The sequence below is a fragment of the Streptomyces sp. TRM49041 genome, assembly GCF_008271805.1.
GTDB lineage: Bacteria > Actinomycetota > Actinomycetes > Streptomycetales > Streptomycetaceae > Streptomyces.
The window spans coordinates 1-20,217 of record NZ_VSRY01000063.1 but is presented as its reverse complement, the minus strand read 5'-3'; the positions used below and the strand labels follow the sequence as shown (position 1 = coordinate 20,217).

Genomic DNA, 20,217 nt, shown 5'->3' with positions numbered 1-20,217 from the left:
ACGCGAGGTTAATCGTTGTGAAGCTTGATTCGATGTACCAGGACGTCATCCTGGACCACTACAAGCACCCGCACGGGCGGGGCTTGCGTGACGGTGACGCCGAGGTGCACCACGTCAACCCGACATGCGGCGACGAGATCACGCTCCGCGTGAAGTACGACGGCTCGCGCATCGCGGACGTGTCGTACGAGGGGCAGGGCTGCTCCATCAGCCAGGCCTCCGCCTCCGTGCTGAACGAGCTCCTCGTCGGCAAGGAGCTGGAGGAGGCGCGGAAGATCCAGGCGACGTTCCTGGAGCTGATGCAGTCCAAGGGCAGGATAGAGCCGGACGACGCGATGGAGGAGCTGCTGGAGGACGCGGTCGCGTTCGCCGGCGTCTCCAAGTACCCGGCCCGGGTGAAGTGCGCGCTGCTCAGCTGGATGGCATGGAAGGACGCGACCTCCCAGGCACTGGGCGAGGAGCCCGCGAAGGCGGATAGGAAGACGGCATGAGCGAGAACGAGACGACGACGGTGAAGCCGGCGTCCGAGGACGAGGTCCGTGAGGCGCTGTACGACGTGGTCGACCCCGAGCTGGGCATCGACGTCGTCAACCTCGGCCTCATCTACGGCATCCACATCGACGACTCCAACGTCGCGACGCTGGACATGACGCTGACGTCGGCGGCCTGCCCGCTGACCGATGTGATCGAGGACCAGGCGAAGGCGGCGACGGACGGCATCGTCAACGAGCTGAAGATCAACTGGGTCTGGATGCCGCCGTGGGGCCCGGACAAGATCACGGACGACGGGCGCGAGCAGCTGCGCGCGCTGGGCTTCAACGTCTGAGGCCCCGGACACGTGAAACGGCCATGCCCGCCGGGGGAGATCCCGGCGGGCATGGCCGTTCCCGTGTGCGACTCAGCCGGCGGGCGGCGGTCCGTACGGGCCGGCCTGTGGCGGGATGTACGGCTGCGGCGGCTGAGGCTGGGCGGGAAGCCGCACACCCGCGGCCTCGGCCAGCGACACGGCGAGATTCTCGGTGCGGATACGCCGGTCGACGTACAGCAGTCCGTTCGCGAGAGGCGTCAGCGGTGCCGCGACGCACTGGCCCACGAACTGGCCCACCATTCCGATGACCATCGGAATGATCATGGCGGAGAAGAAGGAGTCGACGGTGGGAATCTCGTCGGCGTCCGGCAGCACCTCCGAGAAGAGCGCGACCATGCCGACGAGCTGGAACGGCAACTGGATCACCAAGGCGGCGGCCGCCGCGATCACGAGGGCGAGCAGCGAGATCCCGAAGACCCGCCACGAGTCACCCTTCACCAGCTGCGCGGAGCGGCGCATGGCCGCTATCGGGCCGAGCCCCTCCAGCACGACGGCGGCCGGGGCAAAGGTGAACCGCACCCAGAGCCAGATGCCCAGGATCCCGGTCAACAGACCGCCGAGGAGGCCGACCGGGATGAGCCAGCCCGGCAGGTTGATCAGTGCGGGGCCGCCGGCCGCGTCCCACGCGGACGCCACCGCGGCCTGGATGCCCAGTACGAGCAGCACGTACGGGACGACGAAGATCAGCGCGGTGAGCAGGCCGACGACGATCACCGCCCGGACCCGGGGCCGCACCTCACGCCACAGCGCTCCGAACGTGACGGCCCGCCCGACGACCGTGTGCCGCAGCGCGGCCACGGAGGCGGTCTGCAGCACGGCGTTGCCGATGAGCATGGCCAGCAGCCCGCCCAGCGACAGCAGTATGGCCGCCGCCGACGCCGCCGAGAACAGGTCCAGGTCGGGCAGCCCGCCCGGAGCGCCGAAACTGAGCTCCCTGAAGTGCTTTTTGGTCGTGGAGTAGCTCTGGTACATCGAGGCGCCGGTGAACACGGCAGGCACGCAGAAGACGATCAAGGCGAGCCCGTACAGCGGCTTCCACGCGCGGCGCACCGTGGCGAACGCGCCGCCGAGCACCTGGCCCAGGCCCAGCGGGCCCAGCGGTATGACCCCGGGCTTCGGCGGTGGTGGCATCCACCAGCCGCCCCAGCCCCCTGGGCCGGGCGGGTAGGGCCCGTTCGGGCTGTTCGGGGGCTCCGGTGGTGTTCCCCGCCCCATGTCGTGCGTCATCGGTGCGCTCCTGCCATTGTGATCTCCCCCCGGTACGACCGGGACACGGTAGCCCTCGGGGCCGCGGATATGGCAGGTGGGGTGGCGACCGGGACCTGAGACCGGTTCGCACGGGGGTGGGCCGGGCGGTTAGGTTCGGTGTCATGACTTCTGCACCTCGTACCACCGGAGCCGTGGCCGCCGGCCTCGCCACCATCGCCGGTGACGGCACCGTTCTCGACACCTGGTTCCCCGCCCCCGAGCTCGTCGAGGCGCCCGGGCCGGCCGGGACCGAACGGCTCACGCCCGACCAGGCCGTGAACCTCCTCGGTGACGGCGCCGCGAAGGCCCTCGGTGTGGACGCGCGCCGCGGCGTCGAGGTCGTCGCCGTCCGCACCGTGATCGCCTCGCTGGACGACAAGCCGCTGGACACGCACGACACATACCTGCGCCTGCACCTGCTCAGCCACCGCCTGGTCGGGCCGCACGGCCAGAACCTCGACGGAATCTTCGGCCTGCTGGCCAACGTCGCCTGGACCAGCCTCGGCCCCGTGGCCGTCGACGACCTCGAAAAGGTCCGCCTCAACGCCCGCGCCGACGGCCTGCACCTCCAGGTGACCAGCGTGGACAAGTTCCCGCGCATGACGGACTACGTCGCGCCCAAGGGTGTACGCATCGCCGACGCCGACCGCGTCCGGCTCGGCGCCCACCTCGCGTCCGGCACGACCGTGATGCACGAGGGCTTCGTCAACTTCAACGCCGGCACTCTCGGCACCTCCATGGTCGAAGGTCGCATCTCCGCCGGTGTCGTCATCGGCGACGGCTCGGACATCGGCGGCGGCGCCTCCACCATGGGCACCCTGTCCGGCGGCGGCAACGTGGTCATCTCCGTCGGTGAGCGCTGCCTCATCGGCGCCGAGGCGGGCGTCGGCATCGCCCTGGGCGACGAGTGCGTCGTCGAGGCCGGTCTGTACATCACGGCCGGTACGCGCGTCACCATGCCGGACGGGCAGGTCGTCAAGGCCCGCGAGCTGTCCGGCGCGTCCAACATCCTCTTCCGCCGCAACTCCGTCACCGGCACCGTCGAGGCGCGCCCGAACAACGCCGTCTGGGGCGGTCTCAACGACATCCTGCACAGCAACGACTGACCCGCCGCGCCGTGTCCCGTCACCGTTCGTGTGACCCCGCGTGACCTTCCGGCCTTCAGGCCGATTAACAGGTCGATTAACAGGTCGACGCAGGGTCACACGAACGGCAAGGCGGGGAACGTATATGAAGATCAGCAGGACGATCGTGCTCACCGGGGTGCTCGCTCTGGCGGGCGCCTTCTCGTCCGGCGTCGCGTACGCGGACGAGGCGAACCAGGGCTCGCACAACGGGCCCCGCGTGGCGCTGATCAACGCCGGGCAGATCGACGACCCGATGGAGGACGTGCTGGAGAACGCCGCGGTCCTCACCGGGCTGAGCCTCGTCAAGCGCTGAGCAGCTCCTCGTACGCCTTGCGCAGCCCGTCGGCCGTCTCCCGGTCGGCGGGCTGCAGCGGTTCCCGGACCGGGCCACTGGCCAGCAGCGCCTTGACGGTGACCGTACCGGGCAGGCCCGACGCCATCATCAGCTCGGCCAGCGGGAGCAGGCGCTGGTTCAGCCGGGCCGCCTCCGCCGTGTCGCCCGCGTCGAACGCGTCCAGCACCGCCCGCACCGCGCCCGGCGCCACGTTCGCCACCGTGCTGATGAACCCCGCGCCGCCCACCGCGTACAGCGGCAGGTTCAGTTCCTCGCAGCCCGAGTAGTAGGCCAGCGAGCTGCGCGCGATCACCTTCGTCGAGCCCATGAGGTCGTACGCGCAGTCCTTCACGGCCACGATCCGCGGATGCTCAGCGAGCCGCAGCATCGTGTCCGGCTCGATGCGGGTGCCGGTGCGGCCGGGGATGTCGTACAGCGCCAGCGGCAGGCCCGTGGTGTCGGCGACCCGGCGGAAGTGGGCCTCGACGGCGGACTGCGGCGGCCGGCTGTAGTACGGGGGGATCACCAGGAGGCCGTCCGCGCCCGCCTCCTCCGCCAGTCGGGCCAGCTCGACCGTGTGCGCGGTGTCCGCCGTACCGATGCCCGCCACGAGCGGCACCGTGCCGCCGACCGCCTCCCGGACCGCCCGGATCAGGGCGCTCTTCTCCGCGTCGGAGGTGGTCGGGGACTCCCCGGTCGTACCGCTCAGCACGAGTCCGTCGCAGCCGCCGGCGACCAGGTCGGCCGCGAGCTCCCCGGCCCGGTCCAGGTCGAGCGCGTCGCCGGAGACGGTGAAGGGCGTGACCATCGCGCACAGGGCGCGGCCGAAGGGAGGTGGGCTGCCGTTGAACGTCATCCACGCAGTGTCCGGCGCCATGATGTCGTAGGTCTACTTAGTTCTGCTTCGCTGCGTGATGAAGTGATTCTTAAGCGTTGCATGGTGGCCGGATGGCCGGGTACTCGGGATGCCCTTATACGTATACATATGGACGGTGAGGAAAGGAGGCGATCCGCCGTGGCCGCAGAACCGTCGGTCGGAGCGCTGGTCAAGCGGGCGTCGGAGCAGTTCTCCGATCTGGTCAGGGCAGAGCTCCGCACGGCCCAGGCTGAACTCACCACGAAGGGCAGGCGCGCCGGAGTCGGCGGCGGACTGCTCGGAGGCGCCACCGCCGTCGCCTACATCGGGCTCATGGCGCTGGCCGGGTCCGGCGTGGCGCTGCTCGCCCTGGTCCTGGAGGTCTGGGCCGCGGCCCTGATCGTGACCGGTGTGCTCTTCGTCATCGCCGGCGTACTGGGTCTACTGGGTCGCGCCCAGATTCGGCGCGCGGTGCCACCGATGCCCGAACGGGCCATCGGCGCCATGCGCTCCGACTTCGACGAGCTCAGGGAGAGGGTGCACCGATGACACGGCCGGACGAACTGCGACTCGAGGCGGAGCGGAAGCGCCAGGAGCTGGCGGAGACGCTCGACCAGCTCATGGCCAAGACGGATCTGCGGGCGCGTGCCGCTCAGGTGGACTACCGGCCGGTGCTTCTGGTCGCGGCCGCCATGGCGGCCGCGGCTCTGGTGGCCGGGGTGCTGCTGAGCCGGACGAGGCACGGGGGAGGCCGGCGGTGACGGAGGCGAAGCCCCCCGAGCAGAAACAGCGGAAGAGGAAGCGGAAGCAGAAGGCGCTCTACCGGCCCGTCGGCCTGCTCCTCGGCATGGCGAGCGGCGCCCTCGCGACCGCGCTCTTCACCCGTGTGTGGAAGGCCGTCGGGCGCGGCAGCGACGCGCCCGACGCACTGGACGAGGACCGCTCCTGGCGGGAGATCCTGCTCGCCGCGGCCATCCAGGGTGCGATCTTCGCGGTGGTGCGGGCAGCCGTGAACCGGGGCGGCGCGGCCGGTGTGCGACGGCTCACCGGAAGCTGGCCCGCCGAGTCTTGACGTACGGCGGTACGCGCCCGCGCTCGGTCTGAGCGCGGGCGCGTAGCGGCCGGCGGCGCGTAGCGGCCGGCTACGGGCGGAAGCGCAGCACCTGCGGGTCGTGGTCGCTGTTCTGCTCCGCGAACTCGGCGTTGATGTGCACGCTGTCGTACTCGAAGCGGCGGATCGACGGGCTGGTCAGGATCTGGTCGAGGACCTGGCTGTTGCCCTGGTAGACGTACGAGTAGCGCTCGCTGCGCGGCAGGCATGTGATGGCCGCGCGGAGGGCGCCGCCGTCGGTGAGGAGCTTGGTCGTCTGCGAGAACTCGAAGTCGTTGATGTCGCCGAGGACCACGACCCTGGCGTTCCGCTGGACCGCGAGGACGTCCTTGACGAAGGCGTTCACGACCTTCGCCTGCTGGTGACGGTCCACCTCGGAAGGACGGTTCGGCGGCTGCTGGTGCGAGACGATCGACTGGTCGCCGCCCTTCGAACCGAAGTGGTTGGCGACGACGATGACCTTCCGGCCGCGGAAGACGAACTCGCCCGCGAGCGGCTTGCGGCTGTTCTGCCAGGCGCTGTTCGCCGGGTCGATCCGGCCGGGGGAGAGAGTGAGGGCGGCCCTCCCGCGCTCCCTGACCACACCGGTCGCCGTGGTGGCGTCGCCGCCCGCGCGGTCCGTGAACGAGACCCGCCCCGGGTTGAAGAGGAAGACCTGGCGGATATTGCCGCCGGGCTGGCCGCCGTCCTTGTTGTTCTCCGGGTCGATGCCGCGCCACTCGTACGCCGGACCGCCGGCCGCGACGATCGCGTCCGTGAACTTCTTCAGCGTCTCGTCGGCGGCGACCGTACCGTCGTTCTTGGGCCCGTTGTCGTCCTGGATCTCCTCCAGGGCGAGGATGTCGGGCGAGGCGAGGTTCTCGACGACCGCCTTCGCGAGCGCGTCGAACTTCTCCTGCGGGTCGGCGGCGTCGAGGTTCTCCACGTTGTACGTGGCGACGGCGAGTTCGCCACGGCGCTGCGGGCGGGTCTTCTCGGGCTCCAGGCCGCGGTCCTCGACGGTGCCGAGGGTGCGCGCGGTGAGCGTGTAGCCGCCGTACCGGTTGAAGTCGAGCGGGCCCTCGGTCTCGCCGTTGAGCATGTCGCCGACGTTCGCGGCCGGGAAGGGCTGCTCGGCGAGCGGGGTCAGTGACTGGACCTTGAGGCGCCCGGTGTTCTGGGAGTCGTACGAGCCGTAGACCGTACCGCCGCGCCGGTTGGCGTTCTCGCCCGGCTTGACGGTCACCCACAGCTCGGCGTGCGCGTTGCTGGCGCCGACGACCCGTGACGAGCCGATGCGGATGTTGGTTCCCTCGAGCGACTCGTAGTAGTCCAGGGCGTATTCGGCGGGCTTGAGCGTCAGACCGTTGACGGAGCCGCCGTTCGCCGGGTCGCCGTCGGGCGTGTACGCCGCCGGCACGGACGCGGCGGTGACGGTCACCGGCGCGGGCAGCGGGTTGCCGGAGGAGACGACGGTGACGGCCGGCCTCGAGATCTGCGTGAGCGACTGGTTGCCGGAGTTCAGGCCGCCGGGGACGTACTCGGTGACCGTGCCCGACACCTTGACGGCGTCGCCGACGGCGACGGTCGGCCGCGAGCCGGTGTAGACGAAGATCCCCTCGCTGGTCGCCGCGTCGTCGTCCCCTTCCGGGTCCTGGAACCAGAAGCCCTTCGAGCCGTATGTGCGCACGCCGGTGACGATGCCCGGCACATCGGTGACGGGCTTGCCGACGAGCGGGGATATCCGGGTGGAGCCCTGAATGTCGTGAACGCGGACCGCGTAGGTCGTGTCCGCCGCCGAGGAGGAAGCCCCGGTGAGCAGTCCGGCGGCCAGGGCGGTGGCGACGACGGCCGAGACGGCTGCGGTTCTCGGCAGGGAGGAAGCCATTGATGAGCTCCAAGAGGTTGTGGGAGGTGAGGGTGTCGGCGAGTGGCTGAAAAGGAGGGGCGGCCGCTCTACGCGCGTCAATCTCTTTTGTGGGCGGGGTACTTGTCAAGAGGTTCCCGGTGTACGTCGCCTGACAGGTGCATGAACGCCTGAGTTGCCCGCGAATGCGTCTACGCTGGGGGCGGCTTGGAGAGCTTGACCGCCGCCGCACGTCCCGAGGAGAAGTCACTGATGCCCGGAGACCGACCGACCCTGCCGCCGGTGCGGCTGCGCCCGGACGCCGAACTGGCGCGCGAGGCCCTGGCCGCGCCCCTGTTGGCGCGCGCCGTCCGGCTCGCCCGCTGGGCCGGTCCGGAGACCCGGGTCGGGGCGGGCGGTGAACTCGTCGACGCACAACTGGCGGCCGCCGCCGAGGTGTTGGGGCTGGCCCCGGACGAGGACGGGGAGGCGTACGCGAGCGAGGCGTGGCGAGTCGCGGTGGACACGGGGCTCGTGGAGGTCGACGACCCGAAGGAGGGCGCGTCCGGAGAGGGCGGTGAGGGCGGTGAGGACGGCGAGCTGGGCACCGTCACGGCGGGAGAGGTCCTCCCGCTGGTGACCGGTGGCACGCCACAGGACGTGCTCGGCCTCTGGCTGGACGGCCTGGAGACCGTGTTCGCCGACGCCGCCGCGCCCGTCCTGGACGACATCGACGCCCTCGTCGGCGAGGACGGGGCCATCGACTTCGAGGCGCTGGACTGGGACCCCGAGGCGGAGGCGGAGTTCCTGGACCGGGTCCTGGCCAACCTCTACCTCCTCACCGTCGCCGAGGGCGGGTCCGGCGACGGGCCGGTGCCGCTGCCGGCCCTCGCCGCGTCGGTGATCGTGCCCGAGGACATGGGCGAGCCGACCGACGACGTCCTGGAGCAGGTGTCGCAGGCGATGATGCGGCTCGACGACCAGTTCCGGGTGCTGGAGCCCATGGGGCTGGTCGAGTACCTGCCCGTCGACGAGGCGCTGATGACCGAGGAGCCCGAGGAGCCCGAGGAGCCCGAGGGGCCGCCGTCCGCCGACGTCGACGAGGAGGACGTGTCGCGGTACGGCATGGTGCGGCTGACGCCCCTCGGCCTGTACGGCGTCCGCAACCGCCTGCTGGAGGCGGGTGTGGCCGCCCCCGCGGTGGGCGACCTCGCGGAGCGGGGCGCGGACGCGCTGCTGGGTGCGGTGGGGGGCTTCCCGCAGGACGCCGCGCGCGCGGAGACGGAGCTGTGGGTGGCCCGGCGTGAGCCCGTGGCCGCGGCGCGGGAGCTGCTCGCCGCCGCGAAGGGCACCGACGCGGGCTCGCCCCTGCGGCGGCTCCACTGCCAGCAGGCCCTCGCTCTGGTCGGCGCCCAGGCGGAGCCGGCCGTGCGCGAGGTCCTCGACGACCCCGAGCTGGGCGGGCTGGCCCGGGTGTGGCTCGCCGAGCGGGGCGCCGCGGATGTGCCGGCGCCGCCCGAGTCCATGATCTTCTGGCTGGCCATCGACACGATCGCCGCCCAGCTCGACGCCAACGGCGACCTCGCCGAACTCCGCGACCTCGTAGAGGGCCTGACGGGGCGCCACAGCGGCTTCTTCGACCAGGCGTGGCGCGTCGCGCACCCGGCGACGGCCGAGGTGCTGGAGGCGATGGGCCGCCTCCACAGCGACAAGCAGCTGGCGAAGGAGGCCCGAAAGGCCGCCTTCAAGTCCCGCTCCCGCTCGAGCAGCTGAGCGGGCTCCCGGCCCGAACGCAGCGCCCGTAGGGCGGGGGCGCCACAACCTGTTGAGGCGGCGCCTCCGCCGGGGCGGGTCCCATCCCTTTCCGTTGTGGGCAGCTCCGCTGGGGCGATGGGGGACCCCGCTCTGGGGTCCCCCTGCCTGAGTGGAGTCGAGAACTCGGGCAGGGGGCACAACGGGACGCCGCCCTGCCCCGGGGGCCACGCACGAGGGCGGTGGGTGGGTCGGGGCCCCTCCGGGCTCACCTCCTCGGGGCCGACGGGCAGTGCCGTCCCGCACGGCCCCCGCCGACAGCGGCCGGCCTGCCGCGTGGGCGGAAGCTCGTGCTTACAGCGCTGCCGCCGCCGGCTTCACCATGCCACGTACCGTGCGCGACTTCACGAAGTCGCCCATCGCCGTCATCTCCCACTCGCCGGAGAACTGCCGGATCAGCTTGCACATCATGACGCCCGTCTGCGGCTCCGCGTTCGTCAGGTCGAAGCGGACCAGCTCCTCGCCGGACGCCGCGTCGAGCAGGCGGCAGTATGCCTTGGCGACCTCCGTGAACTTCTGGCCCGAGAAGGAGTTCACCGTGAAGACCAGCCCCGTCGCGTCGGCGGGCAGGCGGCCGAGGTCGACCGTGATGACCTCGTCGTCGCCCGCGCCCTCGCCGGTCAGGTTGTCGCCGGAGTGCTGGATCGCGCCGCTCAGGACGGTGAGCTTGCCGAAGTAGCAGCTGTCCAGGTGGTTGCGCTGGGGGCCGTACGCGATGACGGACGCGTCCAGGTCGATGTCCTTGCCGCGGTACGCGGGCTCCCAGCCGAGGCCCATCTTCACCTTCGACAGCAGCGGACGGCCGCCCTTGACCAGGGAGACCGTCTGGTTCTTCTGGAGGCTCACCCGGCCCTTGTCCAGGTTGATCTTGCCGGTGGCGGGGGGAGCGGCGGCCACCGGAGCGGCGGCCGGTGCCGGAGCGGCGGCCACCGGAGCGGCGGCCGGTGCCGGAGCGGCGGCCACCGGAGCGGCGGCCGGTGCCGGAGCGGCGGCCGCGGGCTCCTCGTCCACCGACACGCCGAAGTCCGTCGCGATCCCCGCCAGCCCGTTCGCGTACCCCTGGCCCACCGCGCGTGCCTTCCACGCGCCGTTGCGCCGGTACACCTCGACCATGACCAGCGCCGTCTCGGAGCCGAGCTGCGGTGGTGTGAAGGTCGCCAGGACCGCGCCGGTGTCCGCGTCCCGTACGGTCGCGGTCGGCTCGACGCCCTGGAACGTCTGGCCGGCCGCGTCGGGGCTCGCCGTGACGACGATCTTCTCGATGTCCGCGGGCACCGAGCCCGTGTCGACGGTGATCGCGTCGGGCGCGGCGCCGCCGCCGGACCGGTAGGTGACGCCGGGGCCCGACGGCTGGTTGTAGAAGATGAAGTCGCCGTCGGAGCGCACCTTGCCGCTCGTGGTGAGCAGCAGGCCCGATACGTCGAGCCGCACCGGTGCGGCGACGTCCACCGCCACGCGCGCGGCGGACAGGGGGATGTTCGAGCCGGGGGTCATAGCTGTCATGCCTGGCGTAACGATCGAGTCCGCTTTGCCGTTCCCTTACCCGGACACCCTCGCCCGGTCGGGCCACTGGTCCTTCCGTTTATCCTTCCGGTCCGTGACTGCAGGCACTATTTTTCGTACGGGGGACGTGGACGAGGCGCGCCGGGAGATCGGTGCGCGCTTCTACGCCAACTCCATGGACGTCATCGAGGGGCAGGAGCGGCCGTTCGCGGCGCGCTTCGAGACGGTCGTCCTCGGGCCGCTGGTCGTCGGCGACCTCCAGTGCGGCGCCGATGTGCGGATGCGCTTCGGGGAACTGGGCGCGTACCACGTGAACGTGCCGCTGAGCGGGCGGCTCGAACTGCGGCAGGGGAGCGGGCGCGGGGCCACCGCGACGCCGGAGCGCGGCACCGTGCTCGACCCGGCCGGGAAGGTCGTCGTGGAACGGTGGACGGGGGACTGCCGGGTGGTCGCCGTCAAGGTGGAGACGGCCGCGCTGCGGCGCAGGCTCGAGGAACTGCTGGGCCGGGCCCCGCGCCGCCGGCTCGTTCTCGCGCCCACGCTGGACCTCGCGCGCGGGGCGGGACGCGACTGGGCTGCGCTGGTGCGGCGGATGGCCCACGAGGCCGCCGACCCGGCCGGGCTGGCCCAGCATCCGCTGGTCGCGAGGCCCGTACAGGACGCGCTGCTCACCGGGTTGCTGCTGGCCACGGGACACCCACACCGCGACGAGCTCGCCGAGCCGGTCCGTACCCTGCGCCCCGCACCCGTCAAGCGAGTCATGGACGCCGTACGGGAGCGTCCGGAGCACCCGTTCACCACCACGGAGCTGGCCGAGCTCGCCCGGGTGAGCGTACGGCGGCTGCAGGAGTCGTTCCGCGCCCATGTCGGGACGACGCCGATGGGGTACGTACGGGACGTTCGGCTGGCGCGGGTCCGCGACGAGCTGCGGGCGGCCGAGTCGGGCGGCGGGCTGACGGTGAGCGAGGTGGCCTGGCGCTGGGGCTTCACCCACCTGGGGCGGTTCGCCGCGCGGTACCGGGAGCGGTTCGGCGAGACGCCCTCGCAGACGCTGCACGCCCCGCCGTCCGGCCGGCCGTGATCTGTGCTTCCGCGTGCTGCGGTGCGCCGCGTTCTACGGACAGGGGCCCGCGCATCGCGGATCATTGATCGTTTCAGGGGCCTCTAGTGTCATCCGGGACGCGGACGCGGACGCGTCTGTCCCCCGTGGGCGCGCCGCGTCCGCGACACAGGTCCGGCCGGATTCACCCCCCGTGAGACCCGGCCGGACCACAGTGTCGCCCGGTCGGCCGCAGCGGCGCCGGGCTCGCCACGGTCGGCGCCAGAGACATCGACGGACTGTTCGCAGTCAAGTAGCCGGACCCCTGTCCAGACCCCTGCTCAGTCCGCTGCCCGGTCCTCGGCCGCTCCCCGGCGCTCGTAGCGCAGCGCCGCCCAGGTCGCCGCCGCGCCCACGCCTTCCCACAGGCCCACGCCGAGGAACCCGGCCGGGGCTCGGCCGGCGGCGACGGCGGCCGTGAACACCGTGCACGTCAGCAGCCGGAAAGGAACCGTCCAGCGGAAGAACGCCCGCCAGTCGGCCAGCGCCGCCAGCATGTAGTACGCGCCCATGTTCACCGCCGCCATCGACGAGGCTGTCAGGAACACGAGCGTGTGGTCACCCTCCGCCCGCGCCCCGTCCGGTATGGGTGCGAACCCCATGGCGACCAGCAGTAGGTCCGGTGCGACCAGCCCCACCGCGCCGAGCACCGTCGCGAGCAGCCCGAAGACCGCCATGGTCCAGCCGGACAGGGAACGGGGGCGGGACGACATACGTAGGCGCACGTGAATCTCCAAGTGGCGGGGTGGGCAGGGGTGTTGTCGCCTGAACAGCGAACAGCACCCTGCTTACCACCCGCCGCCGGGCGTCACTTCAGCGCCGCCTCCATCATCCTCTTCGCCACCGGCGCGGCCAGCCCGTTGCCGCTCACCTCGGCGCGCGCCGCGTCCGAGTCCTCCACGAACACCGCGACGGCCACCTCCTTGCCGCTCGCCGGGTCCTTCGCGTACGAGGTGAACCAGGCATACGGCTTCTCGCTGTTGTTCACGCCGCGCTGCGCCGTGCCGGTCTTGCCGCCGACCTCGGCGCCGTCGACGCGCGCGTTGCCGCCGGTGCCCTGCTCGACGACCGTGACCATCGCGGACCGCAGCTGCTCGGCGGTGGACGACGACACGATCCGCCGCCCGTCCCCGTCCCCGTCCCCGCCCCGGTCTTCGTACGACTGGAGGGTGTCGCCGTCCGCGTCTACGACCTTGGACACCATATGCGGCGCCGCCAGGACTCCGTCATTGGCTATGGCCGCCGACACCATGGCGATCTGCAGAGGTGTCGCGGTCACATCGAACTGTCCGATGCCGGACAGCGCCGTCTCCGCCTTGTCCATGTCCGCCGGGTACACGCTGGTGTACGCCCGCACCGGCACGTCCTGCTTCTGGTCGTTGAAGCCGAACTTCTCCGCCATCGCCCTGACCTTGTCCTGGCCCAGGTCGACGGCCATCTTCCCGAAGACGTTGTTGCAGGAGTGGCGCAGCGCGGTGCGGATCGACGCGTTCGCGCAGGGCGCCGACGGGTTCTCGTTCTCCAGGACGCGCGTGGACAGCGGCAGCTTGAACGGGTCGGGGCTGTCCGTGGGCTCGTCGACCGAGCCGTAGAGCCCGTCCTCCAGCGCCGCCGCCGCGACCACCAGCTTGAATGTCGAGCCGGGCGCCACCGGCTGCCGGATCGCCCGGTTCACCAGCGGCTTGTCCTCGTCGTCCGTCAGCTTCTTCCAGGTGGCGCCGTCGTTCGAACCGGCGATGGCCGACGGGTCGTACGACGGGGTGCTGACCATGCCGAGGACGCGGCCCGTCTTCGGGTCGATCGCCACGGCGGCGCCCTTCTTGCCGCCCAGCGCCTCGAAGCCGGCCTTCTGCACCGCGGGGTCGATCGTCGTCAGCACGTCACCCGGCTCGGTCTGCTTGCCGGTCAGCGCGTCGAGCGGGTTCTTCAGCCGGGTGTCGGAGCCGTCGAGGACCTTGGAGTAGATGCCCTCCAGCTGGTTCGCCCCGTACACCTGCGAGCTGAACCCGGTGACCGCCGCGTACAGCTCGCCGTCCGTGTACGTCCGCTTGTACGACAGGTCGCCGCTCCGCGTGCGGACCGAGCCCGTGACCGGCGAGCCGCCCACGACGATGTCGCCGAGCGGCCGCTCGTACTGCGCGATGATGTTCCGCCGGTTCTTCTTGTTGTCCGCCAGGGCCTTCGCTTCGTACGCCTGCACCCAGGTCGCCCGCAGCAGCAGGGCGAACACCAGCAGCAGGGAGAAGACGGCCGCTCTTCTGATCGTCTTGTTCATCCCGTACGGAGTGACGAGCGGTGCGGTGGGTACGTTCCGTTCCGTCCCGTTTCTCAGGGAATCCTCATCTGCGGGCGCGCCCGTCCCGGCCCCCGGTCCTGCACCCGTCCCCGTCCCGTCCCGGTGGCCGGCGCCTCACCCCGGCGTGATGAAGCCCGACTCGTACGCCGCGATCACCGCCTGCGTCCGGTCCCGCGCGCCCGTCGTCGCCAGCACCGACGCCACATGGGTCTTCACCGTCGCCGCCCCGACCTCCAGCCGCCTGGCGATCTCCGCGTTCGTCAGGCCCGTGGCCATCAGCCGCAGTACGTCGGCCTCCCGCTCGGTCAGCCGCGTCACCCACGGGGCCGCCTGGTCGGCCTGCCCGCGGGTCCCGTGCTCCGCGGCGAGCCCGCGCAGCGCCGCCGGGTACAGCAGCGAGTCGCTCCGCGCGACCAGCCGCACCGCCGCGACCAGATCCTCGGCCGCAGCACGTTTCAGGAGGAACCCGGCCGCGCCGACGCGCAGCGCGTCGTACACGTACTGGTCGTTCTCGAAGGTCGTCACGACCACGATCCGCGGCGGCTCAGGCATGGACGAGACCAGCTGCTCGGTGGCGCGTATCCCGTCGATCTCCGGCATACGGACGTCCATGAGGACGACGTCCGGCCGAGCCTCCCGCACCACGGACACCGCCTCCGCCCCGGTCGCCGCCTCCCCGACGACCTCCAGGTCCGGTTCGGCGGCCAGGATGACGCGCAGCGCGGTACGGACCATCCGCTCGTCGTCGGCGAGCACGACGCGGATCACCGGCCGCCTCCGCCCAGGGGCAGGAGCACGCTCAGCCGCCAGGCCGTCCCGCCGGCCGTCGGCCCGCAGAGCGCCCGCCCGCCGAGCAGGGCCGCCCGCTCGGCGACCCCGCGCAGGCCGCGGCCGCCGCCCGGCCGTACCACCGGCGCGCGGCCTGGCAGCGGATTCTCCATCGTGACCTCCAGTTGGTCGTCCGCCGCGCGCAGGCGCAGCGACACCGGCGCGGCCTCTCCGTGGCGCAGCGCGTTGCTGAGCCCCTCCTGCACGATCCGGTACACCTCCTGCGAGACCGGCCGCGGCACCGTGGCAGCCCGGTCGCCCTCCAGCTCGCACGTCACCTTCAGGCCACTGTGCGCGAGCAGCGTGTCCAGTGCCTCCAGCCCCGGGCCCGGCAGCTCCGCGTCGTCCTCGCCCTGCCGCAGCAGGCCCAGTACGGAGTCGAGTTCGCCGACGGTGCGCCGCGTCGTCTCCTCGATGGCGGTCAGCGCCTCCCGTACGAAGGTGAGATCGGGGTCCGCCGCGCCGAGCACCCGCCGGGCCGCGCCCGCCTGGAGGGTGACGGCGCTCAGCGCATGGCCCACCGAGTCGTGCAGCTCCCGCGCCAGCCTGTTCCGTACGGCCAGTTCGGCGGCGTGCCGCTCCGCCGCCGCGAGCCGGTCGGCGGGCGTCGGTCCGAGCAGCACCGGCGCCTGCCGGGCCAGCAGCGCCCCGGCCCCGGCGGAGGCCGCGGCGAGGGCCAGCAGCATCAGCAGCCCCGCCGGGATACCGAGAGCCGACCACCAGGGGTGGTCCAGCCCGTAGGCCAGGCTCGCCGCCGACGTTCTCAGGTCCTGCGAGAACGGCAGCAGCATCGTCGCCACCGCGAACGGCGGCAGCGCCAGCGACGCCCCGGCGACCAGCCCGCCGAGCCCGACATGCAGCGTGAACCAGCCCGCCGTGCCCGCCTTCGCCGCGCACGACCGGGCGGGGCCGTCAGCGAACCGCTCCGCCGGAACCCCGCACAGGGCCCGCGCCACCGCCACCGAGATCGGCCGGGTCAGCGGGAAGAAGGCCGTCGCGGCGGCCAGGGGCAGGGCCATCGCGTACGACCCGAACTGCACCGCGAGGGAGCCGCCGAACGCGCCCCGCGTGTCCGTGACCAGGGTGAGGAACACGCTGCACAGCAGCCAGTACGGCATCAGCAGCGCGCCGCCCAGGACGAGGTGCACCCAGCGGAGCCCCGCGCGGCGCCCGAGCAGCGCCGCGCCGACCCGGCTCGGCCCGCTCCTCACCCGGCTCCTCGGTCCGCTGGTCACCCGGCCCCCCGGTCCGCTCGTCACCGGGCTGCCCAGCCGGCGGCGTGTCGCCTCAGCAGGAACACCGCCACACAACCGGCCAGCGCCGTCCCCACGATCATCTCGCCAGCGTAGACGAGGGTCAGCAGCGCGGTGGGCTCCTTCGCCGGATCGCTCGCCGGACTGAGGGAGGCCAGCAGCCTCCAGCCGCCCCAGCAGCCCACGGCGCCCGAACCGGCCCAGCCGAGGGCGAGCGGCAGCCCCACCGGGAGGGAACGGCCGCGCCGGAACGCCAGCAGCAGGACGCCGGTCACCGCGGCCGCCGCGTACAGCGCCCGGAGCGCCTCCAGGGCGTGGAACCCGGCGGTGCGCCCGGCGATCTGCGCCGGGGTCAGCCCACCGGTCGCGCCCAGCGCCCAGCTCAGGTGCAGCGCGGCGAGCGGCAGCAGGGCGAGTGACGCGACGGCGGCGGCGGCCCGCAGCGACGGCCCGGACATGGAGGGGGAGAGGTCCCACACCGTGCCCCTCCACACATGTCCCCAGCGGCCCCACGCGTACCGCACGAACAGCGCGCCCAGCGCGAGGCCCTGCACGATGAACCCGCCGTAGACGACGGGGAAGACCCACTCGTCGAGGAACGGCTCCGACGCGTCGGCCACCCCCGACTCCCCGCCCGCCACCAGCCGGACCAGGAGGTCCACCGGGAACCCGATCATGATGGGGGTGAGCAGCCCGGTCGCGACCCACATGGGGAACGCCAGCAGCCAGGCCCGTACGCGCAGCCCCCACCGCTGGGTGAGCAGCAGCGCCAGCACGACCACGGCGGCGTCCATGAGGATCGTCACGGAGTTGGCGACCGCCATCAGCCCGGGCCGCTCCAGCAGCACACTGCCCTCGGGGATACCGATCCTGCTCCCGGCCACCCAGGCGACCTTGAGGGCGAGGTAGGGAAGGCAGGCGGCGATGGCGACGGCGCGCAGCGCGCGGTGGACGGTGCTCGGGGCCGCGGCCGGGGCAAGCGGGGCCCGGGCCAGGGGGCTTGGGGCGTTTGGGCTCGGTGTCATGCCTCCACGATCCCGCCCAGGCCGCCGCCGGCGCCTCCTGCGAGCCGACGATCCGCCTCCGCCGCACGGCGGAGACGCGGTGGCCCGCAGGAGGAAGCCGCAGCTCACCAGTGCAAGGTCAGCACCACCTCGGCCGTCTCCGCGCCGCGCCCGTGCGCCCAGCCGCTGTCGTGCCCGGTGACGGTGAACCCGCACTTCTCCAGGACGCGGATCGAGCCCGCGTTGTCGGCCGCCGCGCGCGCATGGAGCGGGCGCTCGGGCACCAGCTCCAGCAGCGCCCGCAGGGCGGCGGTCGCCACACCCCGCCCCCAGAGCGCGCGGTCGATCCAGTATGTGACCTCCCGCTCGCCCTGCGGTCCGTACACGGCCGTGTGACCGGCCACGGCGCCGTCCACGAGGACCGTACGGTTCACGTCGCCCGAGGCGAGGACGCGCGACCAGTGGGCGTCGAACCGGGCTCGGTCGGCCGGGTCCTCGGGTGTGAACGCGGCCATCCGCGCCGCTTCCGGGTCCCTCATGAGCGTGAAGAAGCGGTCGAGGTCCGTATCCCGCACCGGGCGCAGCGTCACCGTGACCGGGGCCGTCATCAGAGCCTCCGGGTGGCGAGCGTGAGCCGGTCGCGGGCGTCGGACAGCGCGTCCTTGATCGTCTGCTCGTGCGCGGGCGTGAGCCGGGCCACCGGCACCGAGCAGCTGATCGCGTCGCGCGCGGGGGTGCGGTACGGGATGGCGACGCCGAAGCAGCGCAGGCCGAGCGTGTTCTCCTCGCGGTCGACGGCGTACCCCTGTTCGCGGACGGCGCGCAGCTCCTCGATGAGCTTCTCGCGGTCGGTGATCGTGTGCTCGGTCAGGGCCGGCAGGGTCTCCGGGAGCAGCTTGCGGACCTGCTCGTCGGAGTAGGTGGCGAGCAGCGCCTTGCCGAGCGAGGTGGAGTGGGCGGGCAGCCGGCGGCCGACCCGGGTGAAGGGGCGGAGGTGGTGCTGGGACTGGCGGGTGGCGAGGTAGACGACGTTCGTGTCGTCCAGCCGGGCCAGGTGGATGGTCTCGGTGGTGTCGTCGGAGAGCCGGTCGAGGGTGGGGCCGGCGGCCGCGACGACCTCGTCGCCGTCGATGTACGACGTGCCGACGAGCAGGGCGCGCACCCCGATGCCGTACCGGGTGCCCGTCGCGTCGGTCTCCACCCAGCCGAGTTCGACGAGGGTGCGGAGCAGCATGTACAGGCTGGACTTCGGGTAGCCGAGGGCCTCCTGGACGGCGGCCAGCGAGTGCATGCCGGGGCTCCCGGCGAAATGCTCGAGCAACTCCACCGTCCGTACTGCGGACTTGACCTGCGCTCCGCCGGTTTCCGTAGCAGACATCGCTCTTGACCCCTTCAGACACCCGTTAATAGAGTCCCCAGCATATTCATCATCAGGAACATCGTTCAGAATACCGAACAAACGAGAAGCACACAGTCGGAGAGGACGTCCGCGGTGTCAGCAGCGCAAGTCTGGAGTGTCGACCCCCGAACCGGGAAGCGGCGGGAACAGGTGGCGTCGGAGGCCACGGCGGCCGACGTAGACCGCGCCGTACGGGCCGCGCACGACGCCCGGGCCGCCCTGGCCGACCTGGCCGTACGCGCCGCGTTCCTGCGGACCGCCGCGGACCGGCTGGAGGCGGCGAAGGACCGCCTGGTCGAGGTGGCCGACGCGGAGACCGCACTGGGGACGCCCCGCCTGCCCGGTGAACTCGCCCGAACCTGCTACCAGTTGAGGGCCTTCGCGGACATCGTGGACGAGGGTGCCTTCCTCGACGTGATCATCAACCACTCGGACGCCACGGCGACGCCGCCGATCCCTGACCTGCGCCGCTACAAGGTGCCGCTGGGCGTCGTCGCGGTCTACTCGGCGTCCAACTTCCCGTTCGCCTTCTCGGTGCCCGGCGGGGACACGGCAAGCGCCCTGGCGGCGGGCTGCCCCGTCGTCGTGAAGGCCCACCCCGACCATCCGGCCACCTCCGAGCTCGCCGCGGCCGCGCTCCGTGAGGCCGCGGCCGAGCACGGCGTCCCGGAGGCGGTCGTCGGGCTGGTGCACGGCTTCGACGCGGGCGTCGAGCTGGTCCGGCATCCACTGGTCGCCGCCGCCGGGTTCACCGGTTCGGTACGCGGCGGGCGGGCGCTGTTCGACGCGGCGGCCGCGCGTCCGGTGCCCATTCCCTTCCACGGTGAGCTGGGCTCCCTGAACCCGGTCGTGGTCACCGAGGGAGCCGCGGCCGAGCGCGCGGAGGAGATCGGCACGGGCCTCGCGGGCTCCATGACGCTGGGAGTGGGCCAGTTCTGCGTGAAGCCGGGCCTGGTGCTCGCGCCGGCGGGCGCGCCGGGTGACCGGCTGGTCAAGTCCCTGGCGGACACGGTCGGCCAGGTGCCGGAAGGGGTGCTCCTCGACCAGCGCATGCGCGACAACTTCGTCGCGGGCGTCGCCGAGCGGGCCGCGCTGGCGGACGTCGATGCGCCGGTCACGCCCGGCGCGGGCGGCGACCGCACGGTGAGCGCCGGCTTCCTGACCGTACCGGCCGCCCGCCTGGCCGCCGAGGGGCCGCACGACCTGCTCCTGGAGGAGTGCTTCGGCCCGGTCACGGTGGTGGCGCGGTACGAGACGGAGGCCGATGTCACCGCGGTCCTGTCCCGCCTCCCGGGCAACCTCACGGCGACCGTCCACCTGTCGTCGTCGGAGGCCGAGGGCCAGGGGGACGCCGCGGCGCTCCTGGCCCAACTGACCCCGCTCGCGGGCCGCGTCCTGGTCAACGCCTGGCCCACCGGCGTCGCCGTCGCGCACGCCCAGCAGCACGGCGGCCCCTACCCGGCCACCACCTCCACGTCCACCTCCGTGGGCGGCACCGCCGTCGAGCGCTGGATGCGCCCGGTCGCGTACCAGTCCACCCCGCAGGCCCTGCTGCCGCCGGAGCTCCGCGACGGCAACCCGCTGGGGCTGCCGCGCCGCGTCGACGGCCGCCGCGAGGGCTGACGGCCGCGGGGCGGTGCGGCCGGGGCGGCGG

At 72.5% G+C, this 20,217-nt stretch carries 21 protein-coding genes; 10 read left to right on the top strand and 11 right to left on the bottom strand.

All coding sequences use genetic code 11. The annotated features are described in order from the left end of the window. Nucleotides 1-17 precede the first annotated feature (17 nt). Both sufU and FVS66_RS03890 read left to right on the top strand, forming a co-directional pair. Entirely contained in the window at nucleotides 18-491 is a 474-nt protein-coding gene (gene sufU, locus FVS66_RS03895; RefSeq protein WP_149179552.1) for a Fe-S cluster assembly sulfur transfer protein SufU, read from the top strand. Next, nucleotides 488-826 carry a metal-sulfur cluster assembly factor gene (locus tag FVS66_RS03890; RefSeq protein WP_149179551.1) on the top strand — a complete coding sequence of 113 codons (339 nt, stop codon included), beginning with the start codon at nucleotides 488-490 and terminating at the stop codon, nucleotides 824-826. Before sufU ends, FVS66_RS03890 begins: the two co-directional genes overlap by 4 nt. A 72-nt stretch (nucleotides 827-898) precedes the next feature. Here FVS66_RS03890 and FVS66_RS03885 read toward each other — a convergent pair whose 3' ends face one another. Then, nucleotides 899-2,095 carry a hypothetical protein gene (locus tag FVS66_RS03885; RefSeq protein ID WP_149179550.1) on the bottom strand — a complete coding sequence of 399 codons (1,197 nt, stop codon included), beginning with the start codon at nucleotides 2,093-2,095 and terminating at the stop codon, nucleotides 899-901. A 143-nt stretch (nucleotides 2,096-2,238) separates the two neighbouring features. Here FVS66_RS03885 and dapD point away from each other — a divergent pair, with 143 nt between their 5' ends. Together dapD and FVS66_RS03875 are read left to right on the top strand one after the other, a co-directional pair. Further along, nucleotides 2,239-3,222, top strand: coding sequence for a 2,3,4,5-tetrahydropyridine-2,6-dicarboxylate N-succinyltransferase (dapD, locus tag FVS66_RS03880; protein ID WP_149179549.1), 984 nt, complete (start codon nucleotides 2,239-2,241; stop codon nucleotides 3,220-3,222). Nucleotides 3,223-3,346: 124 nt separating this feature from the next. Continuing rightward, nucleotides 3,347-3,556: a hypothetical protein gene (locus tag FVS66_RS03875; RefSeq protein WP_149179548.1), complete on the top strand. Its 210-nt coding sequence runs from the start codon at nucleotides 3,347-3,349 to the stop codon at nucleotides 3,554-3,556. On the opposite strand, the gene dapA is transcribed toward FVS66_RS03875, so the two are convergent. After that, the gene (gene dapA / locus FVS66_RS03870) at nucleotides 3,546-4,433 is read right to left on the bottom strand and encodes a 4-hydroxy-tetrahydrodipicolinate synthase (RefSeq protein ID WP_149179547.1); all 888 of its coding nucleotides are present in this window, start codon (nucleotides 4,431-4,433) and stop codon (nucleotides 3,546-3,548) included. The genes FVS66_RS03875 and dapA overlap by 11 nt on opposite strands. A gap of 129 nt (nucleotides 4,434-4,562) precedes the next feature. Between dapA and FVS66_RS03865 the strand changes: the two genes are divergently transcribed. Genes FVS66_RS03865 through FVS66_RS03855 form a run of 3 tightly spaced genes read left to right on the top strand, consistent with a single transcriptional unit; the run spans nucleotide 4,563 to nucleotide 5,505 of the window. Beyond that, nucleotides 4,563-4,982, top strand: a complete 420-nt coding sequence (locus FVS66_RS03865; protein WP_149179546.1) for a phage holin family protein — start codon at nucleotides 4,563-4,565, stop codon at nucleotides 4,980-4,982. Then, entirely contained in the window at nucleotides 4,979-5,194 is a 216-nt protein-coding gene (locus FVS66_RS03860) for a DUF3618 domain-containing protein (protein ID WP_149179545.1), read from the top strand. The genes FVS66_RS03865 and FVS66_RS03860 overlap by 4 nt, the downstream gene beginning before the upstream one ends. Then, nucleotides 5,191-5,505, top strand: coding sequence for a DUF4235 domain-containing protein (locus FVS66_RS03855; RefSeq protein ID WP_262386797.1), 315 nt, complete (start codon nucleotides 5,191-5,193; stop codon nucleotides 5,503-5,505). The genes FVS66_RS03860 and FVS66_RS03855 overlap by 4 nt, the downstream gene beginning before the upstream one ends. A gap of 70 nt (nucleotides 5,506-5,575) precedes the next feature. On the opposite strand, the gene FVS66_RS03850 is transcribed toward FVS66_RS03855, so the two are convergent. Next, nucleotides 5,576-7,411, bottom strand: coding sequence for an endonuclease/exonuclease/phosphatase family protein (locus FVS66_RS03850; protein WP_149179544.1), 1,836 nt, complete (start codon nucleotides 7,409-7,411; stop codon nucleotides 5,576-5,578). A gap of 231 nt (nucleotides 7,412-7,642) precedes the next feature. On the opposite strand from FVS66_RS03850, the gene FVS66_RS03845 reads away from it, so the two are divergent. Further along, on the top strand, nucleotides 7,643-9,142 hold the full coding sequence (locus FVS66_RS03845; RefSeq protein ID WP_149179543.1) for a hypothetical protein: 1,500 nt from the start codon (nucleotides 7,643-7,645) through the stop codon (nucleotides 9,140-9,142). Nucleotides 9,143-9,475: 333 nt separating this feature from the next. Here the strand turns inward: FVS66_RS03845 and FVS66_RS03840 are convergent, their stop codons facing one another. Further along, nucleotides 9,476-10,675, bottom strand: coding sequence for a TerD family protein (locus FVS66_RS03840; protein WP_149179617.1), 1,200 nt, complete (start codon nucleotides 10,673-10,675; stop codon nucleotides 9,476-9,478). A 103-nt stretch (nucleotides 10,676-10,778) separates the two neighbouring features. On the opposite strand from FVS66_RS03840, the gene FVS66_RS03835 reads away from it, so the two are divergent. Next, nucleotides 10,779-11,765, top strand: coding sequence for an AraC family transcriptional regulator (locus FVS66_RS03835; RefSeq protein ID WP_262386796.1), 987 nt, complete (start codon nucleotides 10,779-10,781; stop codon nucleotides 11,763-11,765). 299 nt (nucleotides 11,766-12,064) lie between these two features. Here the strand turns inward: FVS66_RS03835 and FVS66_RS03830 are convergent, their stop codons facing one another. The 7 genes from FVS66_RS03830 to FVS66_RS03800 form a co-directional block, all read right to left on the bottom strand. Beyond that, the gene (locus FVS66_RS03830; protein WP_149179616.1) at nucleotides 12,065-12,496 is read right to left on the bottom strand and encodes a hypothetical protein; all 432 of its coding nucleotides are present in this window, start codon (nucleotides 12,494-12,496) and stop codon (nucleotides 12,065-12,067) included. Nucleotides 12,497-12,591: 95 nt separating this feature from the next. Beyond that, nucleotides 12,592-14,058, bottom strand: a complete 1,467-nt coding sequence (locus FVS66_RS03825; RefSeq protein WP_149179541.1) for a penicillin-binding protein 2 — start codon at nucleotides 14,056-14,058, stop codon at nucleotides 12,592-12,594. Between the two features lie 135 nt (nucleotides 14,059-14,193). Beyond that, complete coding sequence (locus FVS66_RS03820; protein ID WP_399224836.1) at nucleotides 14,194-14,814, bottom strand: response regulator; 621 nt, start codon at nucleotides 14,812-14,814, stop codon at nucleotides 14,194-14,196. A gap of 29 nt (nucleotides 14,815-14,843) precedes the next feature. After that, entirely contained in the window at nucleotides 14,844-16,118 is a 1,275-nt protein-coding gene (locus FVS66_RS03815; RefSeq protein ID WP_262386795.1) for a histidine kinase, read from the bottom strand. Nucleotides 16,119-16,162: 44 nt separating this feature from the next. Further along, nucleotides 16,163-17,185: a hypothetical protein gene (locus tag FVS66_RS03810; protein WP_187645370.1), complete on the bottom strand. Its 1,023-nt coding sequence runs from the start codon at nucleotides 17,183-17,185 to the stop codon at nucleotides 16,163-16,165. Nucleotides 17,186-17,289: 104 nt separating this feature from the next. Then, the gene (locus FVS66_RS03805) at nucleotides 17,290-17,772 is read right to left on the bottom strand and encodes a GNAT family N-acetyltransferase (protein WP_149179540.1); all 483 of its coding nucleotides are present in this window, start codon (nucleotides 17,770-17,772) and stop codon (nucleotides 17,290-17,292) included. Next, on the bottom strand, nucleotides 17,772-18,542 hold the full coding sequence (locus FVS66_RS03800; protein ID WP_149179539.1) for an IclR family transcriptional regulator: 771 nt from the start codon (nucleotides 18,540-18,542) through the stop codon (nucleotides 17,772-17,774). Before FVS66_RS03800 ends, FVS66_RS03805 begins: the two co-directional genes overlap by 1 nt. Nucleotides 18,543-18,656: 114 nt before the next feature. On the opposite strand from FVS66_RS03800, the gene FVS66_RS03795 reads away from it, so the two are divergent. Further along, the gene (locus FVS66_RS03795) at nucleotides 18,657-20,186 is read left to right on the top strand and encodes an aldehyde dehydrogenase (NADP(+)) (RefSeq protein WP_149179538.1); all 1,530 of its coding nucleotides are present in this window, start codon (nucleotides 18,657-18,659) and stop codon (nucleotides 20,184-20,186) included. Nucleotides 20,187-20,217 lie beyond the last annotated feature (31 nt).